The sequence below is a fragment of the Quadrisphaera sp. RL12-1S genome (assembly GCF_014270065.1).
GTDB lineage: Bacteria > Actinomycetota > Actinomycetes > Actinomycetales > Quadrisphaeraceae > Quadrisphaera.
Window position 1 is genome coordinate 115364 of the sequence record NZ_JACNME010000007.1, and the last position, 26395, is coordinate 141758.

At 76.4% G+C, this 26395-nt stretch carries 19 protein-coding genes; 4 read left to right on the forward strand and 15 right to left on the reverse strand.

Annotation, left to right across the window (positions count from 1 at the left end; translation table 11 throughout):
* Positions 1 to 17: 17 nt before the first annotated feature.
* The 8 genes from H7K62_RS14370 to H7K62_RS14405 all read right to left on the reverse strand — a co-directional run bounded on the left by H7K62_RS14370 (position 18) and on the right by H7K62_RS14405 (position 10514).
* On the reverse strand, positions 18 to 785 hold the full coding sequence (locus tag H7K62_RS14370) for an ABC transporter ATP-binding protein (protein ID WP_370591785.1): 768 nt from the start codon (positions 783 to 785) through the stop codon (positions 18 to 20).
* 25 nt (positions 786 to 810) lie between these two features.
* Entirely contained in the window at positions 811 to 1686 is an 876-nt protein-coding gene (locus H7K62_RS14375; protein ID WP_186719444.1) for an ABC transporter permease, read from the reverse strand.
* Positions 1683 to 3758: a glycosyltransferase gene (locus H7K62_RS14380; RefSeq protein ID WP_222437626.1), complete on the reverse strand. Its 2076-nt coding sequence runs from the start codon at positions 3756 to 3758 to the stop codon at positions 1683 to 1685. Before H7K62_RS14380 ends, H7K62_RS14375 begins: the two co-directional genes overlap by 4 nt.
* The gene (gene glf / locus H7K62_RS14385; protein WP_186719450.1) at positions 3755 to 4948 is read right to left on the reverse strand and encodes a UDP-galactopyranose mutase; all 1194 of its coding nucleotides are present in this window, start codon (positions 4946 to 4948) and stop codon (positions 3755 to 3757) included. The genes H7K62_RS14380 and glf overlap by 4 nt, the downstream gene beginning before the upstream one ends.
* A 250-nt stretch (positions 4949 to 5198) precedes the next feature.
* Positions 5199 to 7316 (reverse strand): ArnT family glycosyltransferase, encoded by a 2118-nt coding sequence (locus H7K62_RS14390; RefSeq protein WP_222437627.1) that lies wholly within the window; start codon positions 7314 to 7316, stop codon positions 5199 to 5201.
* Between the two features lie 173 nt (positions 7317 to 7489).
* A complete protein-coding gene (locus tag H7K62_RS14395; RefSeq protein WP_186719452.1) occupies positions 7490 to 8389 on the reverse strand; it encodes a glycosyltransferase in 900 nt (299 codons plus the stop codon).
* Positions 8386 to 9363 carry a glycosyltransferase gene (locus H7K62_RS14400; protein WP_186719459.1) on the reverse strand — a complete coding sequence of 326 codons (978 nt, stop codon included), beginning with the start codon at positions 9361 to 9363 and terminating at the stop codon, positions 8386 to 8388. Before H7K62_RS14400 ends, H7K62_RS14395 begins: the two co-directional genes overlap by 4 nt.
* A 104-nt stretch (positions 9364 to 9467) precedes the next feature.
* On the reverse strand, positions 9468 to 10514 hold the full coding sequence (locus tag H7K62_RS14405) for a cell wall-binding repeat-containing protein (RefSeq protein WP_186719468.1): 1047 nt from the start codon (positions 10512 to 10514) through the stop codon (positions 9468 to 9470).
* Between the two features lie 112 nt (positions 10515 to 10626).
* On the opposite strand from H7K62_RS14405, the gene H7K62_RS14410 reads away from it, so the two are divergent.
* Together H7K62_RS14410 and H7K62_RS14415 are read left to right on the forward strand one after the other, a co-directional pair.
* Positions 10627 to 12105, forward strand: coding sequence for a DUF1800 domain-containing protein (locus tag H7K62_RS14410; RefSeq protein WP_186719470.1), 1479 nt, complete (start codon positions 10627 to 10629; stop codon positions 12103 to 12105).
* Positions 12105 to 13460: a DUF1501 domain-containing protein gene (locus H7K62_RS14415; RefSeq protein ID WP_186719472.1), complete on the forward strand. Its 1356-nt coding sequence runs from the start codon at positions 12105 to 12107 to the stop codon at positions 13458 to 13460. Before H7K62_RS14410 ends, H7K62_RS14415 begins: the two co-directional genes overlap by 1 nt.
* A 10-nt stretch (positions 13461 to 13470) precedes the next feature.
* On the opposite strand, the gene H7K62_RS14420 is transcribed toward H7K62_RS14415, so the two are convergent.
* The 4 genes from H7K62_RS14420 to H7K62_RS14435 all read right to left on the reverse strand — a co-directional run bounded on the left by H7K62_RS14420 (position 13471) and on the right by H7K62_RS14435 (position 20214).
* Positions 13471 to 15645: a DUF6541 family protein gene (locus tag H7K62_RS14420; protein WP_186719474.1), complete on the reverse strand. Its 2175-nt coding sequence runs from the start codon at positions 15643 to 15645 to the stop codon at positions 13471 to 13473.
* Between the two features lie 75 nt (positions 15646 to 15720).
* Entirely contained in the window at positions 15721 to 16824 is a 1104-nt protein-coding gene (locus H7K62_RS14425; RefSeq protein ID WP_186719476.1) for a hypothetical protein, read from the reverse strand.
* A gap of 64 nt (positions 16825 to 16888) precedes the next feature.
* A complete protein-coding gene (locus H7K62_RS14430; protein WP_186719478.1) occupies positions 16889 to 18955 on the reverse strand; it encodes a DUF6541 family protein in 2067 nt (688 codons plus the stop codon).
* Between the two features lie 20 nt (positions 18956 to 18975).
* Entirely contained in the window at positions 18976 to 20214 is a 1239-nt protein-coding gene (locus H7K62_RS14435; RefSeq protein WP_186719479.1) for a glycoside hydrolase family 3 protein, read from the reverse strand.
* A gap of 146 nt (positions 20215 to 20360) precedes the next feature.
* On the opposite strand from H7K62_RS14435, the gene H7K62_RS21625 reads away from it, so the two are divergent.
* Entirely contained in the window at positions 20361 to 21767 is a 1407-nt protein-coding gene (locus tag H7K62_RS21625; RefSeq protein ID WP_222437628.1) for a PRC-barrel domain-containing protein, read from the forward strand.
* Between the two features lie 250 nt (positions 21768 to 22017).
* On the opposite strand, the gene H7K62_RS14445 is transcribed toward H7K62_RS21625, so the two are convergent.
* The 3 genes from H7K62_RS14445 to H7K62_RS24040 all read right to left on the reverse strand — a co-directional run bounded on the left by H7K62_RS14445 (position 22018) and on the right by H7K62_RS24040 (position 25711).
* Positions 22018 to 23310, reverse strand: coding sequence for a lipopolysaccharide biosynthesis protein (locus H7K62_RS14445; protein ID WP_186719487.1), 1293 nt, complete (start codon positions 23308 to 23310; stop codon positions 22018 to 22020).
* Between the two features lie 125 nt (positions 23311 to 23435).
* A complete protein-coding gene (locus H7K62_RS14450; protein ID WP_186719489.1) occupies positions 23436 to 24503 on the reverse strand; it encodes a glycosyltransferase in 1068 nt (355 codons plus the stop codon).
* Positions 24500 to 25711, reverse strand: coding sequence for a glycosyltransferase (locus tag H7K62_RS24040; protein ID WP_186719490.1), 1212 nt, complete (start codon positions 25709 to 25711; stop codon positions 24500 to 24502). Before H7K62_RS24040 ends, H7K62_RS14450 begins: the two co-directional genes overlap by 4 nt.
* 159 nt (positions 25712 to 25870) lie before the next feature.
* Here H7K62_RS24040 and H7K62_RS14460 point away from each other — a divergent pair, with 159 nt between their 5' ends.
* The gene (locus H7K62_RS14460; RefSeq protein WP_186719491.1) at positions 25871 to 26344 is read left to right on the forward strand and encodes a hypothetical protein; all 474 of its coding nucleotides are present in this window, start codon (positions 25871 to 25873) and stop codon (positions 26342 to 26344) included.
* Positions 26345 to 26395: the final 51 nt, after the last annotated feature.

A 26395-nucleotide genomic window follows, 5' to 3' on the forward strand; every position in this document is an offset into this window, starting at 1 on the left:
GTGGGCAGGGGCCGGGCTCAGAGGGAGCGCAGGTGCGCGACCGCGTCGGCGGCGGAGCCGTCGAAGACCTGGTTGCCGTGCTGCAGGACGATCCCGCGCGAGCACAGGTCGGAGACCATGCCCAGGTCGTGGGAGACGACGACGAGCGTGCGGCCCTCGTCCTTGAGCTCGCGGATGCGGTCGAGGCACTTGCGCTGGAACGGCTCGTCACCCACCGAGAGGATCTCGTCGATGAGGAAGATCTCCGGGTCGGTGTGCACCGCCACGGAGAACGCCAGCCGCAGGAACATGCCCGAGGAGTAGTGCTTGACCTCGGTGTCGATGAACCTCTCGATCTCGCTGAACGCGACGATCTCGTCGAACCGGGCGCGGATGGACGCCTCGTCCATGCCGAGGATCGCGCCGTTGAGGTAGACGTTCTCCCGGCCGGTGAGGTCGGGGTGGAACCCGGCGCCCACCTCGATGAGGCCGGCGATCCGGCCGCGCAGGCGCACCGAGCCCGACGTCGGGTGCATGACGCCGGAGATGAGCTTGAGCAGCGTCGACTTGCCGGACCCGTTGTGGCCGAGCAGCGCGACGGTCTCGCCGGAGTCGACCTGGAGCGAGACGCCGTCCAGGGCCATGAACGTGTTGCCGAGGTCCTTGCCGCGGACCATCGCCATCGCCAGCTCCTTGAGGGAGCGGTTGTGGCGCAGCACGAACTGCATGCGGACGTCGTCGACGACGATGCGGGCGTTCGGCCCGGCCGTGCGCGGGGCGCTGGACGTGGTGCTCATCGAGGTCATCGTGCCCTCACGCGGGTCTCGTGTCTCACAGGTCGATGGCGAAGCGGCCCTCGACGCGCCGGAAGACCAGCTGGCCGGCCACCAGCACCGCGGCGGCGATGACCACGGCCACGAGCGAGTTCACCAGGAGGTCGGGGGGCAGCGCCGAGGCGGGGGTGTCCGTGGTGGCGGGCCACCAGAACGCGTAGTGGTACAGCTCGACGGCCACGGTGACGGGGTTCAGCTGGTACAGCGTCGCCAGCCACGACGGCACGGCCGAGGCCACCTGGTCCCAGCGGTAGAGCACCGGGGAGAGCCAGACCACCACCATGTTGGCGAGGTCGACGAAGTTCTCCATGTCGCGGAAGACGACGTTGAGGGAGCCGAACAGGAGCCCGAGGCCGGTGGCCAGCGCCGCGATGATGAGCGTGGCGAGCACCGCTCCCAGCAGCGGCAGCACCTCCGGGCGCCACCCGGAGACGACGGCGCCGACGAGCAGCACCACCAGCTGCGGCACGAAGTGCACGCCGGCCACCCAGACGCTGGCCACCGGGAACAGCTCGCGCGGCAGGAAGATCTTCTTGACGAGCGGGGCGTTCCAGACCACCGCCCGGGTCGCGTTGCCGAACGCCTCGGTGAAGACGTTGACCACCACGAGCCCGGAGAACAGGTAGACCGGGAAGTCCTCGATGGCGCGGGACTGCTTGAGGAAGACCCCGAGCGCGAGGAAGTACACCAGGTACTGGACGCCGGGCTTGACGTAGCTCCACGCCAGCCCGAGCACCGACCCGCGGTAGCGGACCCGCAGCTCCTTGCGGACCAGCAGCTTGAGCAGGTAGCGGCGGCGGACCACGTCCAGCAGCCCGGCGCCCCGCCCCGGTTCGGTCCAGGGCTGGTCGACGAGCGAGGTGGGCGCGCTCACCGCTTCGCGGGGTCGGCCGGCTGGCCGCTGACGGGCGTGCCCTGGAAGGTCCGCGCCCAGCTCTCCGGGGAGACCAGGTCGGGCATGGCCGCGCGGTACTGCGCCGCCAGCTCGGGCCACTCGCGGGCCAGGCGCTCGTGCAGCGCGGTGCTGCGGCGCACGAGGTCGAGGAAGCGGCCCCGGTCGCGGCGGTACCAGGCCATGCCGGTGCCGTCGGCGGCGGACACGAGCGCGGAGTCGTACTGGCTGAGCATCCACCAGCGGGCGTCCTGGTGGGCGACCGCGGTCTGCGGGTTGCTCTTGGCCAGGGCGTCGACGTCGCGGCCCTGCTTGACGATGCCGATCGCCGCGGCCTTGAGCACCGCGAGACGGCCCTGGGGCACCTCGGCCTCGCGGCCCTTGCGCGGCGGCTTCTTGCGCTTGCGGGCCGGGAAGTCGCTGGCCTCGGGCTTGTAGACGGCGTCGGAGTAGCCCGCGCGCAGGGCGCGGATCTCCGGCAGCTTCGTCGGGAGGTCCCGGTGCAGGTCCTGCGGGCCGGAGAAGACGTCCTCCAGGGCCATCAGGCGCAGCTCGGCCGCGGAGTACTGCATGGACAGCAGGTGCTTGAGCTGGGTCACCAGCAGCTCGCGCACCACGTTGCCGCCGCGCGGGTACGGGGAGTGCAGCAGCGCGGCGACCACGCGGTTGCGCGCGTGGTAGTAGGCCTGCCAGTCGATGCCGTCGTCCTTGTCCGTCCACGGGATGTGCCACACGGCCATCCCGGGGAAGGAGGCGGTGGGGATGCCGGCGTCCTGCGCGCGCAGGCCGTACTCGGCGTCGTCCCACTTGATGAAGATCGGCAGGGACAGGCCCAGCTGGCGGATGACGGAGGTGGGCACGAGGCACATCCACCAGCCGTTGTAGTCGACGTCGAAGCGGCGGTGCAGCCACGGCGTGGACCGCAGGTTCTGCATGCCGAGGTCGTGGTTGGGCTCGGAGGCGCCCGACGGGCCCCACCAGAACTTCCACCGCTGCACGCCCTCGGCCCACGCGTTGAGCAGCGTGCGCTGGTACATCGAGAACATGTGGCCGCCCACGATGGTGGGCGTCTTGGCGAGGTCGGCGAAGGCGGCGCCGCGGGCGATGCCCTCCGGCTCCACCATGACGTCGTCGTCGAGGAGGAGCACGTAGTCGTGGCCGCGCTGCAGGCCCTCGTACATGCCGCGGGCGAACCCGCCGGAGCCGCCGAGGTTGGCCTGCCGGATCACGGTGAGCTTGTCGCCGAGCAGGCGCTGCGCGTCGGGGAACGCCTCGGTGTCGTCGGAGACGAGCTGGGTGCCCTGGTCGGTGCAGACCACCTCGGCGACGATCCCGTCCAGGCCGCCACCGGGCTGCACGGCCTCGCCGAGGGTGCGCAGCAGGCGCGAGCAGTAGTCGGGGCGGTTGAGCGTGGTGATGGTGACCACCACGCTGCCCTTCGTCGCGGCCTGCTCGGGCGTGAGCGGCGCCGTGGGCGACGTGGTCCACGCCGCCTCCTCCAGCACCAGGTCGTCGGCGCCGGCGTGCAGGTCGAACCAGTACCAGCCGCCGTCGGTGAACGGCTTGAGCGGCAGGTCGAACGTGGTGGTGGTGGGGCCGCCGGCGGAGCTCACGGCCACCGCGGAGACGCGCTGGACGTTGCCCTTGGCGTTGGACCGGTACACCACCACGGTGCCCGAGCCGGTGGTGCGCACCGAGAGGCGGACCACCGACACCACGCTGAACCGCCGCCAGTAGCTGGCGGGGAAGGCGTTGAAGTAGGTGGCGAACGAGGCCCGCTCCCCCACCGGCACGCAGAAGCGCGTGCGACCCAGCACCTGGTCGGTGGTGGGCGCGGTGCCCGGCGCGGCGACCGTGGCCTGCACGGCGTTCGGGCCGGCCGCCGTGCTGTCGGTGCGCGGCGCGGCCATGAGCTGGCCGTCGACGTACAGGGGCAGCACGTCCTGGTCCCCGTCGAGCGGGAGCACCACGCGCTGCAGGACGCGCTCGACGGCGCCCTGCGCGCCGGAGGCGCCGCGCTGCGCCGCGGTCGACGTCGTGGGTGCCGCGGTCACGCGTCCACCCCGCCGGAGGCGAAGGCCTCGCCCTTCGTGAAGTGCGGGACGAGCTTGTTGTCGAAGGTGCTCAGCGCCGCGCCGATGGCCATGTGCATGTCCAGGTACTTGTAGGTGCCCAGGCGACCGCCGAAGATCGTGCCGGCCTCGCCCTTGGCGAGGTCGCGGTAGGCCAGCAGGCGCTGGCGGTCCTCGGCGGTGTTGACCGGGTAGTACGGCTCGTCGCCCTTGTCGGCGAAGCGCGAGTACTCCCGCATGATCACGGTCTTGTCCTGGGAGTGCTCGGCCTCGCGCTCGGGGTGGAAGTGCCGGAACTCGTGGATGCGCGTGTAGGGAACCTCGTCACCGGCGTAGTTCATGACCGGGCAGCCCTGGAAGTCGCGCGTGGGCAGGACCTCCTGCTCGAAGTCGAGCGTGCGCCAGCTGAGCGGGCCCTCGGTGTTGTCGAAGTACTCGTCCACCGGGCCGGTGTAGATGACCGGCACCTGGCCCACGACGTCGCGCTTGTTGAGCGGCTGGCTCAGGTCGAGGAAGTCGGTGTCGAGCTGGACCGTGATCTTCGGGTGGTCCGCGAGGTTCTCCAGCCACGCCGTGTAGCCCTTGGTCGGCAGGCCCTCGTGCGTGTCGTTGAAGTACCGGTTGTCGTAGGTGTAGCGGACCGGCAGCCGGGCGATGACCTCGGCGGGCAGGTCGCGAGGGTCGGTCTGCCACTGCTTGGCGGTGTAGTCCTTGATGAACGCCTCGTACAGCGGGCGCCCGATGAGGGAGATCGCCTTCTCCTCGAGGTTGGACGCCTCGGCGGTCTCGATCTCGCTGGCCTGCTCGGCCACCAGCGCGCGGGCGGCGTCGGGGCTGTGCGCGGAGCGGAAGAACTGGTTGATGGTGCCGAGGTTGATCGGCAGCGGGTACACCTCGCCCTTGTAGGTCGAGTAGACCTTGTGGACGTAGCTCGTGAAGCTGGTGAACCGGTTGACGTGCTGCCACACCCGCTCGTTGCTGGTGTGGAACAGGTGCGCGCCGTAGCGGTGCACCTCCACGCCGGTCTCCGGCTCGAACTCGCTGTAGGCGTTGCCGCCGATGTGCGAGCGCCGGTCGATGACCAGCACCTCCAGGCCGAGCTCCTCGGCACACCGCTGGGCCACGGTCAGGCCGTAGAAGCCGGAGCCCACGACCACCAGATCTGCGTTCACGACACTCCTGCCTCGATCGACCGGCTCACCCTAACGGCGCAGCCCGACGACCTCGCCCGTTTGGTCAGGCTCGTCCACCCGGCCCGGCTGCCCGTCGTGCTCGCGGCGGTGGCGGCAGGCACCCGACCACAGCGCTGGGTGGTCGGGCGCCCGCTGGGTGGTCTGGTGCCCGGGTGCCGCCTCCTCCGCCGGGCACGGGGCCACCCAGCGGGCACCAGCCGACCCGCTCCGCCCGCCCGCCGTCAGGCCGTCAGCCGGCCGACGCCGTCAGGTCGTAGACGGTGGTCCCCCCGACCGTGCTGGCCGTGAAGTGCGCCTCCACCCAGGCGCTGATCTGGCTGGCCGCGGAGGTGGTGCCGTCCTCGCCGCCGCGTCCACCCATGCCACCCATGCCGCCCGTGCCGCCCATGCCGCCGCCGGCGATGAAGTAGTGCACCTCACCGGCCGCCACCGCCGCCTGGAACTGCGCGAGGGTGGGGGCCTCGTCGCTGCCGGTGAAGCCGCCGATGCCGATCACCGAGGTGCCGCTGGCCAGCTCCAGCGACGCCGCGGACTGCGCCCCGGTGGTCGCCGCGGCCCAGCGGTAGCCCGAGGACGCCTCCAGCAGCGCCACCAGCTCGCTGTTCGTGGCCCCCTGCTCGCCCCCGGCTCCGGGCCCGCCCTGGCCGCCGGCCCGCGCACCGTCGGCGGCGGCGGAGGACGACGACGACGCAGCGGCGGACGCGTCCCCGCCCGTCGTCGTCGTGCTGTCCGGCGCCTGCGCCGACGTGCCGCCCGAGGTGGTGCGCTGGCCGGACGGGAAGCCGCCCATGCCGCCGGCGGCCTGGGCCGCCGCGGCCGGACCGACGCTGGGGATGCTGCCGGCGTGCGTGGTGGCGGCGGTCGCCACGGAGAACGCCCCGGCCCCGGCCACCCCCGACAGGACTCCCGCGAGCACCGCCACCGACACCGCGCGCCGCAGCTGCGGACCGCCGACGGCGCTGGCCACCAGGGCGAGCACCGCGGCGAGCGCCACCGCCAGCACGGCCCAGCGCAGCGCCGGGTACCAGGAGGAGGTGCGGCCCAGCAGCACGAACGACCACACGGCCGCGGACACCACCAGGGCGAGCAGGGCCACGTGGCCGCTGACCGCCGTCCTCGCCCGCCACGCGGCGGCCGCGCCGGTGCCCACCAGCGCGGCGATCGCCGGGGCCAGCGCCACGGTGTAGTACGGGTGCACGGTGCCGCTCATGGCGCTGAGGACGGCGCCGGTGACCAGCAGCCAGCCGCCCCACAGCACCAGCGAGGCCCTCACGGCGTCGGTGCGGACCGCCCGACGGGTCAGCCACAGGCCGGCCACCAGCGCCACGAGCGCCGCGGGGAGCAGCCAGGAGATCTCGTTGCCGAACTCGTTGCTGAACAGGCGCCAGGGGCTGGCGGCGCCGCCGAAGCTGGTGCCGGTGGCGCCCGAGGACGCGCCGGCCGCACCGCCGCCACCGCCGCCGTTGCCGTCACCGCCGAAGAGGCGGCCGAGGCCGTTGTACTCCAGGGCCAGCTGCAGCAGGCTGTTGTCGCTGGAGCCGCCGATGTACGGGCGGGACGAGGCCGGCCACAGCTCCACCAGCGCCAGGTACCAGCCGGCGGAGACCACCAGGGCGACCCCGGCGAGCAGCAGCTGCCGCACCCGGCGCCCCAGGCCCGTGGGGGCGAAGAGCAGGTAGGCCAGCGAGAACGCCGGCAGCACGAGGAACGCCTGGCCCATCTTGGTCAGGAACGCGAACCCGAGGGCCGCCCCGGCCAGCACGAGCCAGCGGGTGCGCGCCCCCTCGAGGGCCCGGACCACCGCGTACGCGCCGAGCGTCATGAGCAGGACGAGCAGGGCGTCGGGGTTGTTGAACCGGAAGATCAGCGCGGCGGCGGGGGTGAGCGCCAGCACGAGGCCCGCGAGGAGCCCCGCGACGCGGCCCGAGGTGCGGCGCACGGCGGCGTGCACCAGGGCCACGGACGCGACGCCCATGAGCGCCTGCGGCGCGAGCATGCTCCAGCTGCTGAAGCCGAAGACGCGGCCCGACAGGGCCATCACCCACAGCGCTGCGGGCGGCTTGTCCACCGTGATGGCGTTGCCGGCGTCCAGGGAGCCGAACAGCAGCGCCTTCCAGCTCTGCGTGCCGGCCTGGACGGCGGCGGCGTAGTAGCTGTTGGCGGTGCCGGAGGCGCCGAGGTCCCAGAGGTACAGCAGGGCCGTGCCGGCCAGGAGGACCCACAGGGCGGGCCGGGTCCAGGCGGGGTCGCCGTCCGCCGGGCGGACGCGCCGCCCGGACCGGGTGGCGGCGGCCGGCGGGCCCGAGGGCGGGCCGGCGCTGGGACGGGTGGGCGTGGCAGTGCTCACGGAGCGCTCCTGGGACGGGGGCCTGTCGGCTCGTGGAGCCGGTGTCACCCCCGAGGTTCGAGCGCCCGCGTGCCGTGACCCGGGGAGCCCGCTGTGGCTCCGCTATGACCGCCCGCCCCCCTCACCGCAGCGGAGCGCCTGGTTGCGGGTGGTCCCGGGGGGTGAGGGGGAGGTCAGGACGACGGGGGGCGGCGCGTGAAGACCGCGCGGTACGCCAGGCGGCGCAGCCCCTGCGGCACGGCCCGGTAGCCGCCGCGCACGAGCACGTTGCGGGCGCACTGCGCCGGCGTGGTGAACCCCTCCGCCACGAGGTGGCGCTGCAGGGCCAGCTCGCTGCGCAGCAGGCGCAGCCCCCCGCGCCGGGCGTACGCCCCCGCGCCGACGCGGTAGCGGACCAGGGGCTCGGCCACGTTGGCCGCCTTGGCTCCGGTGGCGATCATCCGCGTGAACAGCCAGTAGTCCTCGAGCAGCGGCAGGTCGCGGTAGCCGCCGGCGCGCGCCACCGCGGAACGCCGGTACACCACCGTGGGGTGGTTGAACGGACTGTGGAACCGCGCCCGCACGGCGATGGCGTCGTGCCCGGCGGGAGGCGTGCGCACGGCGAGCGTGGTCTCCCCCGCGGACGCGCCAGCGCCCTCGTCGTCGTCGGCGGCGCCACCGGAGAACTCCTCCAGCGCCGAGCCGACCACGTCGCAGGTGTCGACCTCGCCGTCCAGCAGGGGCAGCTGCACCGCGAAGCGGTGGGGCAGGGACACGTCGTCGGCGTCCATGCGGGCCACCAGCTCGTGCGCGCAGCGGGCCAGGCCCGCCTCCAGGGCCACCGCCAGGCCGAGGTTGTCGGGCAGGTCCACCCGCACCACGGGCGCGGTGGAGGTGGCGGTCAGCTCCTCGAGCACGGCCGCGAGCGCCGGCGGCACAGGGCCGTCGCGCACCAGCACCACCTCCGCCGGAGGGCGGGTCTGGTCCGCGGTGGCCGAGGCGAACGCGCGCCGCAGGAAGGCGGGGCTGTCGCGGCGGTAGACCGGCAGGAGCAGCGAGAAGGGCTCGCCGCCGCCTCCGAGCGGACGGCTCATCGCCAGGTCCCGGCCTCCAGGCCCGCGGCCTGCTCGCTGACGGGGCCGAGGCCGGAGAGCACCTGCGCGGTGGTGCGCGGCGGTCGCAGCGCCTCCCGGGCCCCCGCGCGCGCCGCGGCCCACAGCACCTCGGGGGCCTGCGAGCGCTGGAAGGTCCGCACCCAGCGGCGGACGCTGGAGCCGCCGTAGGCGGCCTTCTCCCACCAGGCGAGGCTGCCGGAGCGGGTGAACATCCAGAGCTTGTTGCGCACCTCCCAGCGGAAGCGCTCGCCGGGGTCGGCGTCGGTGGCGCCGAACGTCTTGGTGCGGTGCTCCACCACCGAGGTCGGCACGTAGAGGCCGACGCCGTGGCGCAGCAGGCGGGTGGAGTACTCGAAGTCGTCGTTCCAGAGGAAGTAGTCGGCCACGGGCAGGCCGTGGCGGCGCACCGCGGAGGCGTCGACCAGCATGGAGACGAACGACGACGACCGCACTGGCACGGCGCCGGCGCGCGCCGCGAGGCGCTGGTCGGCCTGCCGCGCCAGGGGGCGGCGGCGGGGGGTGTTCATGGGGTGGTCGCGCCCGTCGGTCCACAGCACGCGGCTGGCGGTGACGGCGGGGCGGGCGCCGCCGAGCCACTGGTAGCGCTCGTCCACGGCGAGCAGCTCGGCCAGGGCCGTGGGGCTGGGGATGGTGTCGTCGTCCATGAGCCACACGCGGTCGGCGGCGTGCCCGGCCACGGCCCGTGCGAGCCCGGCCGCGAAGCCGCCCGCCCCGCCGGTGTTGCGGACCAGGCGGATCGCGTCCAGGGGGAGCTCGAGCTCGTGGGCGAGCTCCACGGCGGCGTCGGCCGACCCGTCGTGGGAGGCGTTGTCGACGACGACGACGAGGTCGACGGGGCGCTTCTGGCGCGCCAGGGCCCTCAGGCACTCCAGGAGCAGCTCGCGCCTCTCGTGCGCGACCACGACGGCGACGACGCGGAGCTGTGCGGACACGGGACCACCGTAGACGGCGGCCCGCGAGGAGGCGCGGAGCCCGCGATCTCCTCGGCGCCGGGCGCTCGGCGCGGTCCGGTCGGGCCCGGCGGCTGGCGGGGCGGCTAGCGGGGCAGGACGGCGACGGCGGCGTCGAGCACCGCGTCGGGCAGGGCGCCGGAGCGCCCCACGCCCACGAGCGAGCGGGCCGCGGTGCCCGGCAGCAGGGCCCGGGTCGCGTCGGACAGGGCGTCGGGGCCGGTGAGGAACAGCGGCCTGCCGGACAGCCCGGCCAGCGGGCCGCAGGCCAGGGCGTCGGGGAAGCGGGTGCCGTTGGCGAGGTAGCCGGACGCGGCGGTGTCGAAGCCGGTCCCGAAGCCGCCGACGTCGCCGTCCTCCGCGGTGCTGTCCAGCGGCGGCGCGCAGGCCAGCGCCAGGAGCACCGCGGCGGTGTCGAAGCGGTCGGACCCGCGCACGGGCAGCACCGCCAGGCCGAGGGCGTCGAGGGCGTCGAGGACCGCCGTCCCGATGGCCGCCGGGCCGCCGAGGGTGACCACCTGGCGGACCTGCAGCGAGCTCAGCGCGGTGCGCGTGGCCTCGGGCAGGGCGTCGCGGGCGGTGAGGAGCAGCGGGACCCGTGCGGCGCACGCCAGCGGCCCCGCCGCCAGCGCGTCGGCGGGGCTGGTGCCGCTGGCGAGGATCGCGGTGCGCTGGGGGCTGGCGCCGGAGGGACCGCCGACCAGCGCGTGGGCGCGGGCGCTCGGGGCGCCGAGGGCCGCTGCGGCGGCCGCGGTGCCGTACCTGTCGTCGCCGGCGACGCGCACCACGCGGGCCCCGAGCGCCGTCACGGCGCGCTCCACGTCCGGCGCCACCACCGCGGGGCCGCCCATGACGTGGACGACGGGTCCGCCCGGGAGCGCCGGCAGCAGGTCGCGCAGCGCGGCGGCCGTCGGAGCCGGCAGCGACCCGCGGGCGGTGAGCAGCAGCGGCGCCGACAGGTGCCCGGCGAGGAAGGACGCCGAGAGGGCGTCGATGCCACCGGAGGCGTCCTCCCCGCTGGCCAGCAGCACCCCGCCGGGCGGTGTCCCCGCCGCGCGCAGCACCGCCACCACCTGGGCGGCCACGAGCGCCGCGGTCGCGTAGCGGTCCTCCCCGCCGGTCCTGTCGGCCACGGGCGTCCTCCTGGGTGCGGTGCCGGATCGTCCGAAACCGCTCGATCGTCACACGCCCTCCCCTAGCGTCGGGCCGGAACACGACCGGTGGAGCCGACCTCCTGGGGGGACCGTGGCGCTGAGCCCGCAGCTCGCGTCCCTGCACGCGCGGGTGCGCCGCTACCAGCCGGGAGGGCTTCCGCTGCCGCTCGACGCCTCCGGCGTGCGCCACCTCGTGCGCCGCCTGACGTGGGGCGAGACCCCCGGGCTGGTCGAGGAGGTCCGCCGCGACCCGCAGGGCTGGCTGGACGCCCAGCTCGACCCGGCGCGCCTCGACGACAGCGCCTGCGACGGGTACACCTCCCGCTTCACCAAGGTGCGGCGCTCGATCGCCGAGGTGAGGGCGCAGGACCAGAACGGCAGCTGGGACACCATGACCGAGCTGGGGTTCCTCACCACCGCGCGGTACGCGTGGAGCCGGCGCCAGCTCTTCGAGGTGGTGTGCGACTTCTGGTCCAACCACCTCAACGTGACGTCCCCCAGCTCCGACGTGTGGGACAGCCGGCACGACTACGACGCGGCCGTCATCCGCCGCCACGCCTTCGGGTCCTTCGAGGCCATGCTCGTCGCCTCGGCCCAGCACCCCGCGATGCTGCGCTACCTCGACAACGCCTCCTCCACGAAGGCGCACCCCAACGAGAACTACGCCCGCGAGGTCATGGAGCTGCACACGGTCGGCGTCGCCGCCGGGTACGGGGAGGACGGCGTGCGCGCCGCCGCCCGCGTGCTGACCGGCCTGACCGTGGGCGAGGACGGTGGCTACGCCTACGACCCGAAGCGCCACGACACCTCCGCCGCCGCGGTGCTCGGCTGGTCGACGCCGGCCCACAGCGCCGCCGACGGCGAGGCGGTGGCCACCTCCCTGCTGCGCCACCTGGCCCGGCACAGCGCGACGGCGACGGCGGTGGCGCGCAAGCTGGCCGTCCGCTTCGTCAGCGACGACCCACCGGCCTCCCTGGTCAGCCGCCTCGCCGGTGTGTACACCGCCGGCGGCACGCAGGTGCTGCCGGTGCTGAGAGCCCTGTTCGCCTCCGAGGAGTTCTGGGCCTCCGCGGGCAGGAAGACCCGCCGTCCGCTCGAGGGCTACCTCGCCGCCGTCCGCGCGACCGGCTCCACGCCGGGCGCCACCGGGCGCGGCGGCATCGACGACCTGTACTGGCAGTGCCGCGAGGTGGGCCAGGCACCGCTGGCCTGGGCCCCGCCGAACGGCTACCCGGACGTCGCCGCCGCGTGGCGCTCCGCCGGCGGCACCATGAGCCGCTGGAACGCCACCACCAACGTCGTCAACGGCTGGTGGCCGAAGGCGCTGGTCCGGCTGCCCGCCACGAGCGTGCTGCCCGACCCGCTGCCGTCGACGTTCGGCGCCCTCGTCGACGCCCTCGTGCTGCGCCTGCTCGGCCGCCCGGCCACCACCACCGAGCGCGCCGCGCTGCTGGCCTTCACCGAGCACGGCGCCGGTGACGCCCTGAAGCCGACCGACCAGTGGGTCGGCTGGCGTCTGGGCAGCGTGCTGGCCACCGTCCTCAACTCGCCCGGACACATGGAGCGCTGATGGACCCCGCACTCCCCCGCCCCCGCAGCGCCCCGTCGTCGTCCTCGGTGTCTTCGGCGACGTCGGCGACGTCGGCGACGTCGGCGACGTCGGTGGAGGACTGCGGCTGCCCCGACGGCCCCGGCGCGGGCAGCTTCTCGCGCCGCTCGCTGCTCAAGGCCCTCGGCGTGGGCGCGATGACCCTCGTGGCCACGGAGCACGTGCACACGCAGGTGGCGTTCGCCGCACCGGGCTACGCCGGCGACGTGCTCGTGGTGCTGAGCCTGCGCGGCGGCATGGACGGGCTGTCCGCCGTCGTCCCCGGCGGTGACCCCGACTACTACCGGCTGCGGCCGACGATCGGCGTGCCGCAGTCCTCGCTGCTGGGGCTGGACGGGACGTTCGGGCTGCACCCGGCCATGGCGCCGCTGCTGCCGCTGTGGAAGGCCGGCCGGCTCGGTGCCGTGCACGGCGTGGGGCTGCCCGGCGCCAGCCGCAGCCACTTCGCCGCCATGGAGGACATGGAGAAGGCCGCGCCCGGCACGTCGCTGCGCACGGGGTGGCTCGACCGCACCCTCGGCACCCGGGCCGCTGCGGGCACGTTCCAGGCGGTGTCGATGACCGGCTCGCAGACGCCGCAGGCGCTCGCCGGGCCCGCCCCGGAGCTGACCCTCAAGAAGCTGGAGGGCTTCGCGCTGAGCGGGCCGGGAGACAGCGCCGTGGAGAGGGCGCGCTGGACCAGGGCCTACACGGCGCTCCACGCCGAGGGCCCGCCGACCGTCGCCGAGACCGGGCGCGCGGCGCTGGCCGCGGCGGCCACCATCTCCAGCACCCTCGGCTCCACCCCGGCGGGCAGCGGCTACCCGGACACCGACCTCGGGCGGTCCCTGCGCGACGTCGCCCGGATGGTCAAGGCGGGTGTGGGCGTGCAGGTCGCCGCCGTCGACTCCGGCGACTGGGACATGCACTCCGGCCTGGGCGCCGCGGGCGGCGGCTGGATGAAGGACAAGCTCACCGAGCTGTCGACGGCGCTGGCGGCCTTCGACGCCGACCTCGGCGCGCTCATGTCCGGCGTGACGGTGCTGACCATCAGCGAGTTCGGGCGCCGGGCCGACGAGAACGGCTCCGGTGGCCTCGACCACGGTCACGGCAACCTCATGCTCGCGCTCGGCGGCGGTGTGGTGGGGGGCCGCGTGCACGGCAGGTACCCCGGGCTGGGGCCGCAGGCGCTCGACAACGGCGCCGTGGCCAGCGTGACCGACTACCGCGACGTCATCGGCGAGGTGCTGCAGAAGCGGTGCGGGGCCGGGGCGCTGTCGGAGGTCTTCCCGGGCTTCTCCCCGGCGGGGGCGCTCGGCCTGGTCCGCGCCCGCTGACGCGCCGGGGTCAGGACGACGACGGCAGCGGACCGGGCGTGATCGCCCCGCACGCGTCGATCCGGTACAGCACGGCCACCGGGCCCTGCGAGGGGTCGGGGCCGTCCTCGGAGTCGACGGCGGTGAAGCCGGGCGCCGTCGCCAGGTCGAGCAGGCCCGGGTACCGCTTGTCGCGGTCCGCGGGGTCGCCGCCCCACAGGTAGTACGTGCCGAAGTCGAGCACGTACCCCAGGTGCAGCTCCCGCACGGCTGGGCACACGGACGGGTCGGTGGCGGCGTCGCGCAGGTGCGCCGCCACCACCGCGCGGGCGGGGGTGAAGGTCGAGGTCATGTGCGGGAACGGCGTCTGCCGGTCGGCGAGGGCGTAGACGAAGCCCGAGCCGTTCCACGGGTTGCCGGCCACCATGACGCCGGCGGGGACCTCGGAGGCCACGCGGTCCAGCAGGGCCCGCTCGGGGGCGTCCAGGAGGTCGGAGTACTTCGTGTCGCTGGTGGCCACGGAGTTGGCGTAGAGCCAGCCGTACGTGACCGCGTAGCCCTGCCCCCGCGCTGCGACCAGCACCACCAGCACTGCCAGCGCCGCGCTCATCGTGGTCAGCGCCGCCCAGCGCTCGGCGGGGACCAGGCGCACCGCCGGGACCGCCCGCCGGCGGCCGTTCACCGCCAGCGGCCGGGTGCGCGCCGGCGGGCGCCAGGGGCCGACGAGCCCTCCCAGCCGCCGCACGAGCCGGCGCACCGCGCCCGGCCCGAGCGAGAGGGCGGCGCTGGCCAGCACGAGCCCGGTGAGGCTCGCGAGCGGCGCGATCCGGTAGGCGTCGTTGAACCAGTAGCCGGTGAGGTACCGGCTCTCCGGGGTCTGCACCGCCCACGACAGGACGAACAGCACCGACGCCACCACGTGCGCTCCCGCGACCCAGCGCAGCGGGCGGCGGCGCACCGCGACGGCCAGCCCGAGCAGCACCAGGGCCGCCGCCAGCCACAGCGGCGGGCGCGTCACCTCCGAGGCCACGGGGTGGGTGATGCTGAGGTGGCTGAACAGCACGGCCTGCTCGGCGGCCTCCCTCAGCGTGGCCTTGGGCGGCCACAGGGTGTCGCGGGCGCTCGCCACGGACGCGCTCCAGGTCACCACCGCCCAGGCCGTGACGCTCACGCCCACCGCCAGCACGGGCAGCACCACCGCGGCGACCCGCCGCCCGGCGCGCCACCAGGTGCCGGACGTGCGCCAGAGCACCACCACCCCCAGCGGCAGCGCCAGGGCCACCAGCGCGAAGCCGCCGTTGGGCTGGGCGAGCGCGAGCCCCGGCAGGGTGCCGGCCGCGGTGGCGAGCGCGCCGAGGCGCGCGCGGACGGTGCGGGACCGGTCCGCGGCCACCACGAGCAGGGCCAGCGGTGCGGGCAGCAGGCTGTTGGTGAGCAGCGTCGGGTAGAGGACTCCCCAGCCCAGCGTGGCCACGGGCTGCGCCGTGAACGCCGCGGTCAGCGCGCCCGCCGCGGCCAGGGCGACCGGGCGTCGGCCCAGCACTGCCCGGACCAGGCCCACCGCTCCTAGCGGCCAGACCACCAGCGCGACGGCGAGGGCGGTGGCGTTGGTGGCCACGTCCACGCCGGCGCCGGTGGTCATCGCCGCGAGGGAGACCACGTCGTGCCAGGCGGCCGGGTAGAAGGACGTCGCCGCCCCCGGGTGGGTCAGGCGGCCCAGGTGCAGCGAGGACCCGTCGCCGGTGTCTACGACCCACCGGACGGCGTTGAGGTGGAACACGGCGTCGTAGCTCTCCGAGACCGCGGTGGGGTCCCACAGCGCGGAGGTGAGGCGGCGCCCTGCGAGCAGACCGCCGCCGACCAGGCCCCCCGCGGCGCTCAGCCCCACGGCCAGGTGCCGGTTCCCCGGCGCGAGGCGGCCGCTGCCCCGCAGCCCGCTCCCGAGCCCGCCGCCCAGCAGCCCCACCGGCAGGGCGACGACGACGGCGAGGGCGGTGGCCAGCGCGAGCGGCAGCAGCCCCCACCGCAGCCCGGCGACGGCGGCGCCGACGGCGGCCAGCGCCACCACCCCGGTGGACAGCGCCGGCGCCACGCCGGTCCACACGAGTCCGCGCAGGCCGGCGGCGCGCCCGACGAGCAGCCCGGGCACCACGAGGACGGCGACGGCGATGGCTGCGGGCGCGACCGCACCCGACCAGCCGACCACCCACCGACCGTAACCAGGTGCGGCCCCGCGGCGCGGGCGAACGTCCAGGCCCGTCGTCCAGGCCCGTCAGCCGGGTCAGCCGCAGGCGAGCGCCACCCGGCGGGCCAGCCACTGCGGGGTGCCCGCCGCTGGTGTGGTCGCGTCGAAGGCCCCGCCGAGGGACTCGGTCGCGCCGTCACCGCTCACGGCCTGCAGGTCCAGGCGGCTCAGCGCGCCGTCACCGACCACCGAGCACTGGGGGTGCACCGAGATGTCGACCACCGCCGTCTCCCCCGGGCGCAGGTCCCGCGGCAGCGGCGGGTCGGACGTCGGGTCGAGGCCGGGGGTGCTGTCCAGCTGCAGCCGCACGGGGGCGGCGCCGGTCAGCGCCTTGACGGTGACGCGGAGGGCGCCGTCCTCCTTCCACAGCCAGCCCGTCTGCAGCTGCGCCGGGTCAGCGGAGCCGCACGCGTCGCCCAGGGACTGGTCGAGGGAGCTGGCGATCGCGTCGACCACCGGCAGCCGCACGTCCACCGCCGGGCCGCCGACGGCCCGGCGCACGGAGGCGAGCACCACGGTCGGGGCGGTCGGCGCCGGGGTCGGGTAGGGGCCCATGTCGAAGGGCGAGTCCGGCTGCGCGGCCGCGGCCTGCGCGCGGGCGTCGTCCCGGACCGCCTGGCAGTCGACGCGCACCGCCACCGGCGCCACCACGAGGGCGCCGGGGTCCACCTGCACCTCGTCCGGCGGTGACGCGGTGCCCTGGTGCGCGGTGGACAGGCCCTGCAGGCGCACGTCGAGCGCCGCGTCGCCGTGGTTGAAGAGCGCCACGTGCACCTGGGCGGCGAGCGTGCTGCCGCGTCCGTCCCGCTGGGTCACGAAGGCGTACCCGACCGTGAGCGCCTCCTGCAGGGCGGAGCGCGCGTCAAGGGCGTCGCGGTGGGAGCTGCCGACGGCTGCGCCCCCGAGCCCCGCCGCGAGCACCAGGACGACGACGGCGGCGGGCCCGCGCGCCCACGCCGGCACGGCCTCCGGCCAGCGCGACAGGCCGGCTCCGCGGGACCCGCGCGCCGCCCGGCCGCCACCGCCCTCGCCACCGCGCCCGTCGCCCTTGAGGTCCGCGTCGAGGTCGGCGTCGAGGTCGAGCAGGTCGGTGTCGCCGGCTGCGTCGCCGGCTGCGTCGCCGGCCTGCCCGAGGGCCATGGCGGGGACTGTAGGCCCCGCAGGTGAACGACCGGCTGGACCAGGAGGCGTCCCCACAGCCCTCTCAGGCCGGGGCGCAGGGCGTGCCGGGCACCAGCACCCGGTAGGCCGAGGCGGTGCCGGCGCGGGCGACGGGCTCGAGCGAGGCGGCCCGGTCCAGGTCGGTGAAGCCGGGCGCCAGGCGCATCGAGGCGTACACCGCCTCCCCGCCCGTGTAGACGTAGCAGACGCGCAGGTCGCGCAGGGCCTGCTGGACGCCCGCGTCGGTGTCGACGTCGTCGAGGCGGGCCAGGAGCAGCTGCGCGTCCGGCGTGAGCGGTCCGGGGGCGTAGTGGCGGAACAGCACCGGCACGCCGTGGAGGGCGTACAGCCAGGCGGAGCCGTCCACGGGGTCGTTGGCCACCGCCGCCCCCGCGGGCAGCGGCTGGTCCCGCACCACCTGCGCCAGGCGGTCCATGACCGCCTGCTGGTCGGGTCCGGTGACGCGGGGCGCGTACCCGGCGGCCAGGCGCGGCGCGGCGACCTCCAGCGTGCTCACCGCCGCCGTCCCCGCGAGCAGCACCGCGGCCCCGGCGACGACGGCGCGCAGCACCGTCCACCGGGCGAGCGGACCGGCGAGGAGGTCCGCCAGCAGGTCGGCGGCGCGCGAGGCCCCCACGCCCGCGGCCACCGCACCGACCACCGCCACCACGGCCATGAGCCGGAAGGGGGCGTTGTAGAAGAACAGCGTCACCGAGCGCAGCAGGTCCGCCACGGCGGCGCCCACGGGCCCCACCACCTGCGCGAGCACGGGTCCCAGCGGCACCACCGTGGCCACCGCGGCGGCCACCGCCAGCACCCAGACCACCGCCAGCCAGGCGGTGGCCCGGGAGGTGGCCAGCAGCACCACCGCCGCCACCACCACGGCCGCGAGCGCCCACTGGCCGCCCTGGGGCGGCAGCCCGAAGCCGTAGCCGCCGCTGATGCGGCGCACACCGCCGAGCACCGACACCAGCGCGTCGCCGACGCCGCCCCAGGTGGCGGGGCGGGAGGTGTAGTCGTAGGCGGCCAGGCTGCGCAGGGCCGGTGACCAGCGCGCCAGCGCCAGCACCAGCGGCGGCAGGAGCAGCGTGCCGAGCACCGCCGCGCCCAGACCCGCCAGCCCCCACCGCGAGCTCCCCGCCGACCACCCGGACAGCACGTGCACGGCCAGCCGCGACAGCGCCCACCCGAGCACGAGCGCACCGGCCAGCACCACCCCGGCCGGCTGCAGCCCCGCCACGCCGGCGGTCCCCACGAGCACGGCCACCGCAGCCGAGACCGGGCGCCGGGGCACCAGCCGCCCCTCCAGCGCCCGCACCGCGACCGCCGCCAGGAGCACCGCGGTGGCCAGGGCGGCTCCGTAGCTCCACACCCCGCGCCACCACTGGTCCCACGGCGCCGCCACCGGCAGGACGGCGACGACGGCGCCCACCGCGGCGGCCGTCCCGCGCCGCACCGGCGCCACGGCCCCGGCGAGAGCGCCGACCGCGACCGGCAGCACGGCACCGGCCACGAGGGCGGCGAGCACGTCGAGCACGGTCGCCGGGCCCGCGCCGGTGAGGCGCACGCCGAGCGCCGCGAGCGCGTGGAGGGCGTCGGGGTAGTAGGTGGAGACGTCGCGCCAGCCGGCGGAGGCCAGGGCGCTGGGGGCGGTGACCGGGTCGCTGTCGCCGGTGCGGACGATGAGCTCGGTGAGGTTGGCGTGGTAGGCGGCGTCCCAGGTCTGCGCGATGTCACCGAGGCGGTGGCCGGCGCTCCGCGCGACCGCCACCACCAGCAGCGCCGCCGCCGCGGCGCCGACCACCGGCCCCACGGCGGAGACCGGCTCGAGCGGTTCCCGCCGCCGGGCCTGGCCCGGCCGGGACAGCAGCCGCCGCCGGGGCAGCAGCCGCAGCGCCAGCGCGAGCAGCAGGGACGCGGCGAGCACGCCGGCGGCCGTCGTCGTCGTCCACCGCAGACCGGCGCGGGGCACGGCCACCGCGCCGAGCGCCACCAGCCCCCACGTGAGGACCGGCGCGGCGACCAGGGCCCAGCGGCGCCGCACCCCCAGGGCCTGCGCGAGCAGCGCGCCGGGCGCCCAGAGCAGCGCGGCCACCACGGGCAGGACCACGAGGACCGCCGAGGGACCGGTCAGGGCAGCAGCCCCGCGCGGGACTTGGCCTCCAGCGCCACGAGGGCGGCGGCGTCCACCGCGGCGGCGAAGGCCGGGTCAGCGCTCGCCCTGGCCTGCAGCGCGTCGAGCATGGTGGGGGCGAGCGCGGAGTCCACGGTCAGCACCAGGGTGCCGCCGGCCTCCACGAACCGGGTGGCGCGCTCCGCCGGCGGCACGGAGGCGACGGCCTCGGCGCGGCCGAGGTCGTCGGAGATGACCACGCCGTCCACCCCCAGCTGACCGCGCAGCAGGTCGGTGACCACGGCGGAGGAGAACGCGGCGGGGCTGGCGGGGTCGATCCGGTCGTACACGGCCGAGGAGGTCATGACGAACGGCCGCTGCGGCAGCGCCGCGAGCTGCCCGAACACGGCGACGCCGGGGTCGGTGGCGGAGGTCTCGGTGTCGTGGACGTCCCGGGAGTAGTCGGTGTTGGTGGTCACCCGGCCCAGCCCCGGGAAGTGCTTCACGGTGGCCACCACGCCGGACTCGCCGAGCCCGGTGACCGCGGCGCCGGCGTCCTGCGAGACCTCCTCGGCGGTCGCGCCGTACTCGCGGCCGTACCTGCCGATGGGCGCGTTGGCGCGTCCCGTGGTGGCGGGCACGACGTCGGCGACGGGCGCGAGGTCGAGGGTGATGCCCGCGGCGCGCAGCTGCTCCCCCGCGCGGCGCGCGGTCTCCTGCACGGCGGACGCGGGCTGCCGGCCCTGCTGGCGGGCCGTGGGGAGGCGCTCGAAGCCGGGTCCGGAGAAGGTCTGCACGGCGCCGCCCTCCTGGTCCGCGGCCACCCACGGCACCGGCTGGCCGGCCTGGCGGGCGCGCTCGGCCCACGGCACGGTCACCGCGGCGACGGCCGCGGCGGAGGCCTGGGAGCGCCCGCCGACGAAGAGGCCGCCGTAGGGGGCCTGGGCGAGGAGCGCGCTGCCGTCGTCGAGGTCCGCGGCCGGCACGCCCACCACCAGCAGCTGCGCCGCCCGCGCCCGCAGGTCCATCCGCTCGAGCGCGCGCTGCGCCGCCGCGACGTGCGGGTCCACCGGTGGTGGCGACGGCGACGGCGACGGGCTCGCCGAGCCCGCCCCGCTCCCCGCGGAGGTGCTGGCGCTGGCTGGGGCGCCGGCTGTGGCGGACTGCGGCGAGGAGCACCCGCCCAGCGCGAGGAGTCCCACCAGCAGCACCCCGAGAGCGGCGCGGGGCGGGCGAGCGGACTGCGCTGGTGCCATCACCTCGACGCTACCCGGCGACACGCGAGCGCCACGCCGGGAAGGCCGCGGTGGCTCGGACGGGGGACGTGTGAGCCGTGGGGACCGGGGTAGCGGGGTGTCGGTGCGCAGAGGTGCGCGCCGACCGACGATCGCGAGGAGCGGCCATGATCACCGACGCTGAGGTGGAGCGGATCCCCGGAGCTGCCGTCTACGGAGCCGACGGCGAGAAGATCGGCAAGGCCGGGGCCGTCTACCGCGACGACCAGTCCGGGCGCCCGGAGTGGGTCACCGTGCAGACGGGCCTGTTCGGCACGTCCGAGAGCTTCGTCCCGCTGGCGCAGGCGAGCTTCGACGGCGACGACCTGCGCGTCCCCTACGACAAGGCCAAGGTCAAGGACGCCCCGCGCGTGGACGACGAGGGCCACCTGGACATCACCGAGGAGGACCGCCTCTTCGAGTACTACGGCGTCGGGAACGCCGGGCCGGACGGCTCCGCCGCGCACGACGTCCGCGACGACCGGGAGTTCTACGGCGACCGCGACGGGCGCGACGGGCGCAGCGCTGGGGCCGCGGCGGCGGGCGCCGGGGCCGCGGGAGCGGGCCTGGGTGCCGCCGCGGCCCGCCACGAGGACCACCGGGACGACCACCGCGACGGCTACCGGGACGACCGCCGGGACGACCGCGGCGTCGTGGAGAAGATCAAGGACAAGTTCGACGGCGACGACGACCGCCGCGACGGCTACCGCGACGACCGCCGCGACGACCGCCGTGACGACCGCCGTGACGACCGCCCCGCCGGCTACGCGGGTGAGACCCGCGACGGCTACCGCGACGACCGCCCCGCCGGCTACGCGGGTGAGGCCCGTGGGGACGGCTACCGCGACGACCGCCCCGCCGGCTACGCGGGTGAGGCCCGTGGGGACGGCTACCGCGACGACCGCCGTGACGACGACCGCGGGCACGGCGCGGGCACCGCTGTCGCCGCCGGTGCCGCGGGCGCGGGTCTCGGCGGACTGGCCGCTGCCGCCGGTCACCGCGACGACCGCCGCGACGACGTGCGCGACGGGTACCGCGACGACCGCCCGGCCGGCTACGCCGACGACCGCCGCGACGACGCCCGTCGGGACGACGACCGGGGCGTGGTCGACAAGATCAAGGACAAGCTCGACGGTGACGACCGCCGCGACGGCTACCGCGACGACCGCCGCGACGACGTGCGCGACGGCTACCGCACCGACGGGCGCACCGGCACGGACACCGCGACGGCCCGCGACGACCGCTTCGCCGACGGCGAGGACGTCGGCCGCCGCGACGACCGCTCCTCCTCCGGCCTGGGCGCCGCTCCGGTCGCGGCGGGCGCTGGCGCCGCCGCGGGGGCCGCGGGCGGGTACGCCGCTGGCCGCTCGTCGTCGTCGCCCACGACCGGCTCGGCGACCGGCTCGACGACCGGCAGTGAGCGCAAGCCGCGCCTGAGCCAGTGGGTGCTGGTGAAGCGGGAGGACGTCATCGAGGTGCCGGCCGACGAGGCCGAGCGCCTCGCTGCCCAGCAGGACGGCGGCACGCTCCGCTGACCTGACGCGCCGGCGCGACGACGCGTCCCGGGCCGCCGCCCCCTCTGCGGCGGCCCGGAGCACGTGACCACCGACAGGCAGAACCCCGTCCGGGTGGCTCCACAGCCGCCCCGGGCGGGGTTCTGCCTGTCCGACGTCACGCCGAGGGCGTCCCGTCAGACATGCAGAAGTGCGCCGGCAGGCGTCCAGACCCCGCTCAGGCGGACTTCTGCATGCTCGGCGGGACGCGTCCGACGTCACGCCGACGGCGTCAGGCGGTGCGGCGCAGCCGGCCCCAGACCACCGCCCACAGCGCCAGCGCCAGCACGCCGTCGCAGAGCAGGCTCGCCGCCACGGCACCGGCCAGCCCGAACGCGGGGATCAGCCACAGGTTGAGCAGGCCGTTGCCCACCGCCACGCCCAGCTGCCAGGCGCTGCGCACGCGCTGCTGGCCGGCGCCGGTGAGGGCGTCGGCGGCGAGGTAGTGCGCGACCTTGAGCAGCGGGAGCAGCGCCAGCCACCGCAGGGCCCCGACGGCGGGCTCGTACGCGGACCCGAGCAGCAGCGGCACGAGGTCGGCCCCGGCGACCAGCGCCACCGACGCCAGCGCGCACCACCCGACGGTGGTCGGGGCGATGCTGCGCGCCAGCCCGACGGCCGCCCGCAGCCCCGCCTGGCCCCCAGCGGCGCCGGCGGCGAAGAAGCGCGGGTACGCGGCGGCGAGCACCGCGCGCAGCGGCACCAGCGACAGGTCCACCAGCCGGTAGGCCACGGTGTACGCGCCGTTGGCGGCCTCGGAGCCGAGCCGGGTGAGCATGAGCTTGTCGAGGTCGTTGTAGAGCGCCTGCGCGCCGAGCCCCACGGAGAAGTGGAACCCGTCGCGCCACTGCGCGAGCAGCCCGCGGACCTCCGCGCCCAGCGGGGCGCCGCCGCGTCCCAGCTGCCGGCGGACGACGACGACGGCCGCCGCGCCCCCCACCAGCGACGTCACCGCGTAGGCGACGGCCCAGCCGCCGACGGTCAGACCGGCCGGCGTGAGCACCAGGGCGACAGCGGCGGCGAACCGCAGCCCGTGGAAGACCAGCTGGGCCCGGGCCGCGCCCAGCGCCCGGTGGCGCGCCACCTGCACGCCGGCGGCCAGCTCGAGCAGCGCGGCGCCCACGAGGTCGGCCACGAGCAGCGCGAGCACGGCGGGCAGCGGCACCGACGGCACCACGAGCAGGCACACGAGCGCTGCGACCACCGTGGCCGCCAGCCCCCCGCCCGCGGTGATGGCGGCGGCCCCGGCGAAGGCGCCCGGCAGCCCCTCCGGGGCGCGCACCGCGGACCGCACGAGCAGGTGCACCGCCCCGAGGGAGGCGAACGGCAGCGCCAGCGCCGCGGCGGCCATCACCGCGCCGACGGCGCCGAAGCCGTCCGGTCCCAGCTCGCGGGCCACCAGCAGGAAGGTCAGCCCGGCGAACGCGGCCCGCCCGCCGTGGCCGAGGAGCATGCTGGCGCTGCTGCGCCCCAGCCCGGAGGTGCTGCCGTCCACCACGGGGGACTCGACGTCCGCTGCTGCCACGCCTCACGACGCTACGGCCGCGCGCCGCCTCCCGTGCCCCCTTCCCCTCCGTGATCATGGGCGTTCTGCGCACGACCCACCGTGATCATGGGCGATCTGCACACGCGCGCACCGCACGCCACTGGTCACGACGGGGTCTGGTGCAGCACCGCGCGCCAGCCGGCCACCAGCGCGCCCGGGCCGTAGGCCCGCTCCCGCGCGGCGTCGGCGGCCTCGAACTCGGCCGCCCCCGGCGGGGCGGCGAGCACGGCGCGCACGGCGGCGGCCAGGGCGGGCGCGTCCGCCGTCGTCGTCGTCCCCGGCACGAGGGCGGGCACGAGGTGGCGGGCCTGCTCGGTCGCCGCCGCCACCACCGGCCGGTGCGCGGCGGCGGCCTCGAGCAGCGCGTACCCGAACGTCTCCGACCGGGACGTGTGGACCACCGCGTCGCACGCGTCGAGCAGCTCCGGCACGCGGTCGGTGTGGCCGTGCCACGTCACGCGGTCGGCCACGCCCAGCTGCCCGGCCAGCCGGCGCATCGCCTCCAGCCGCGCTCCCCCGCCGGCCACGTCGAGGTGGGCGTCCGGCAGCAGCGCGAGGGCCTCCAGCGCCAGCTCGGGGTTCTTCAGCGGCTCCAGACCGCCCACGTACAGCAGCCGACCGCCGCCGCGGGACGGCTGCGGCGCGCGGCGGCCGGTGCCCGCCACCGGTCTCTTCCCCACCGGGTTGGCGACGACGACGACGCGCTCGCCCACCCCCGGCTGGTCCGCGAGCGCCGTGGCCACGGCGGCGCTGACGGCGACCACCCGGCGGGCGCGGCGGGCGTACAGGGGCAGCACCAGGCGGGCCACGGCGTCGAAGGAGCGCAGGGCCGCGCGCCGCTCGCGCGTGAGGGAGTGCTCCCAGGCGATGACCTCCCGGTCGTGGGGCCTGCGGAACGGCAGCACCCGCAGCCCCACCCAGATGCCCACCAGCACCAGCGGCGGTCCCGGCTGGCGCACGAGGCGGCGGGCGGCGGCGAAGGAGGTGGCGAGGTCGAGCAGCCGCCCGGCCCGTCCGGAGCGCGGGCGGGTGAGGAGGGCGTGCAGCGACACGTCGAGGCCGTGCGCCTGGAGCGCGGCGACGGTCTCGGTGGCGGCGCGCTCCATGCCGCGCAGCGGGGTGGCCTGGGAGAGCACGAAGACCGCGGCCGGTGGCCCACCTCCCACGGTCATGCGCAGTGGTGGGAGGCGGCGGCCTCGACGGCGGCGACGGCGCGGCGGGCCACCGAGCGCAGCGAGTGGTGCTCGCGCGTCCAGGCCACCAGCCGCGCGCGCTCCTGCGCGGTGGGCTCCGGCCGCTCGAGCGCCTCGCGCAGGGCGGCGGCCACCGCGTCGACGTCGAACGGCACCGCCCAGCCCAGCCGGTGCTCCCCCACGAGGTCGGCGAAGGGGCCGGCACCGGCGTAGACCACGGGCGCCCCGCAGGCGGTGGCGGCCAGCGGCTTGACGAGGAAGGCGAAGGCGTAGGCGGTGTCGGGTCGCTGGCTGGCCAGGCCCGCCCGCGCGGTGGCGGTGGTGCGCGCGATCACCGAGGGGTCCACGAGCCCGGGGAAGTCGATGAGCCCCGGGGCCAGCCGGGCGGCGCGCTCTGCCAGCTCGGCGGCCTGCACGCCGCCCCCGTAGAACACGGCGCGCGCGCCGGGGTGCTCGGGCAGCACGCGGGCGAGGGCGTCCACCAGCACGCCCGCGCCCTGCACCTCCGACATCGTGCCGGCGTAGACGAAGGCGGGCCGGTCCCAGCCGGCGGGGGCGGCGGCGGCGTGGGCGGCGTCGTCCGGCGGACGCAGCCGGTCGGTGTCGACGCCCGTGCCGACCACCACCACCCTCTGCGCGGGCACCCCGAGGGCGCGCACGCGCGCCGCGTACCCCTCGTCCACGGTCATGACGCGGGCCGCGCCCCGCAGCACCCACGCCTCCAGCGCGGTCAGCGCCCGCAGCGCCGGGCGCGGGAGACCGGCCTCGGCGGCGGCCAGGGAGAGCAGGTCCGCGGCGTAGTAGGCGTAGGGAGTGCGCCGCAGGCCGCAGACCAGCCGCACCACGAGGCCCGTGGTGGGCGGGGGCTCGACGACGACGACGTCGGGGCGCCGCCCGCGCGGCCCGAGCACGCGGGCCGCCAGCCGCAGACCGGCGGGCAGGTCGAAGCTGGCGTACTGCACGTACCCGCGGACGTTGCCGCTGGCGTCGCGCAGCACGGGCCAGCGGCGCACCCGCGGGCCGCTGCCGCCGACGTCCGCCTCGGGGGTGGTGCCGGCGGGCAGGCGGGAGGTCAGCACCTCCACCTCGTGCCCCGCGCCCGCGAGGGCGCGACCGAGGGCGGCCTGCCGCCAGGCGGCCGCGGCCGGCTCCGGGGCGTAGGCGCGGGTGACCACGACCGTGCGCACACGAGCACCGTACGCACCCACCCGTCCGGGCCTGTCCCCGCACGGAGTGTCACCGCACGGGCACCCTGCGGCGGTTCTCCACCGCCACGCGGCCACCTACTTGCCGAGAGCGGCGGACCTCGACTATCAAGTGCTCAACCGTCCGACGAGAGGCCCCTCATGCGCCGCGCCCTCCGCGCTGTCATGACGCTCGCTGCCGCGGGAGTCATGGGTGTCGCCGGCGCTGGCGCCGCCCAGGCCTCCGCGTACGGAGCGTCTGCCATCACCCCGTTCAGCTACACGGCGCCCTCCGGGGCCGCCAAGTCCGTCCCCTACGGCTGTGCGCTCATCCACAGCATCTCCGGAGAGGGCGTCAGCATCTCGGCGCAGACCGCCACGGTCGACTGCGCGGGCTGGGCGGCCATGCAGGACTCCCTGTTCTGCGACGTGAGGGTCTCCTTCGTCTTCACGAGCACCTCCGGTGCCGTGGTCGACCAGAGGGACGCGTCCCTGTCGGGCTGCCGGACCCTGGGCATCCGGCTCAGCAACCCCCGCGCCCCCCTCGAGGTCAGCCCCGGCCGCGCCTGCGTGAAGCTCTACGTCAACGGCGAGAGGACGGCGCGCGCCACCTCCTGCCACGTCGTCAGCAGCTGACGCGGAAGCCACTGCCCCCAGGGGATCAAGCACGGGCGTCAGCCGACCGAT

Excerpts from the sequence above, each read along its gene's own strand:
- H7K62_RS14425 (WP_186719476.1), bottom strand. The coding sequence starts at position 16,824 with ATGGCCCTCGGGCAGGCCGGCGACGCAGCCGGCGACGCAGCCGGCGAC.
- H7K62_RS21625 (WP_222437628.1), top strand. The coding sequence starts at position 20,361 with ATGATCACCGACGCTGAGGTGGAGCGGATCCCCGGAGCTGCCGTCTAC.
- H7K62_RS14460 (WP_186719491.1), top strand. The coding sequence starts at position 25,871 with ATGCGCCGCGCCCTCCGCGCTGTCATGACGCTCGCTGCCGCGGGAGTC.
- H7K62_RS14450 (WP_186719489.1), bottom strand. The coding sequence starts at position 24,503 with ATGACCGTGGGAGGTGGGCCACCGGCCGCGGTCTTCGTGCTCTCCCAG.
- H7K62_RS14435 (WP_186719479.1), bottom strand. The coding sequence starts at position 20,214 with ATGGCACCAGCGCAGTCCGCTCGCCCGCCCCGCGCCGCTCTCGGGGTG.
- H7K62_RS14415 (WP_186719472.1), top strand. The coding sequence starts at position 12,105 with ATGGACCCCGCACTCCCCCGCCCCCGCAGCGCCCCGTCGTCGTCCTCG.
- H7K62_RS14370 (WP_370591785.1), bottom strand. The coding sequence starts at position 785 with ATGACCTCGATGAGCACCACGTCCAGCGCCCCGCGCACGGCCGGGCCG.
- H7K62_RS14395 (WP_186719452.1), bottom strand. The coding sequence starts at position 8,389 with ATGAGCCGTCCGCTCGGAGGCGGCGGCGAGCCCTTCTCGCTGCTCCTG.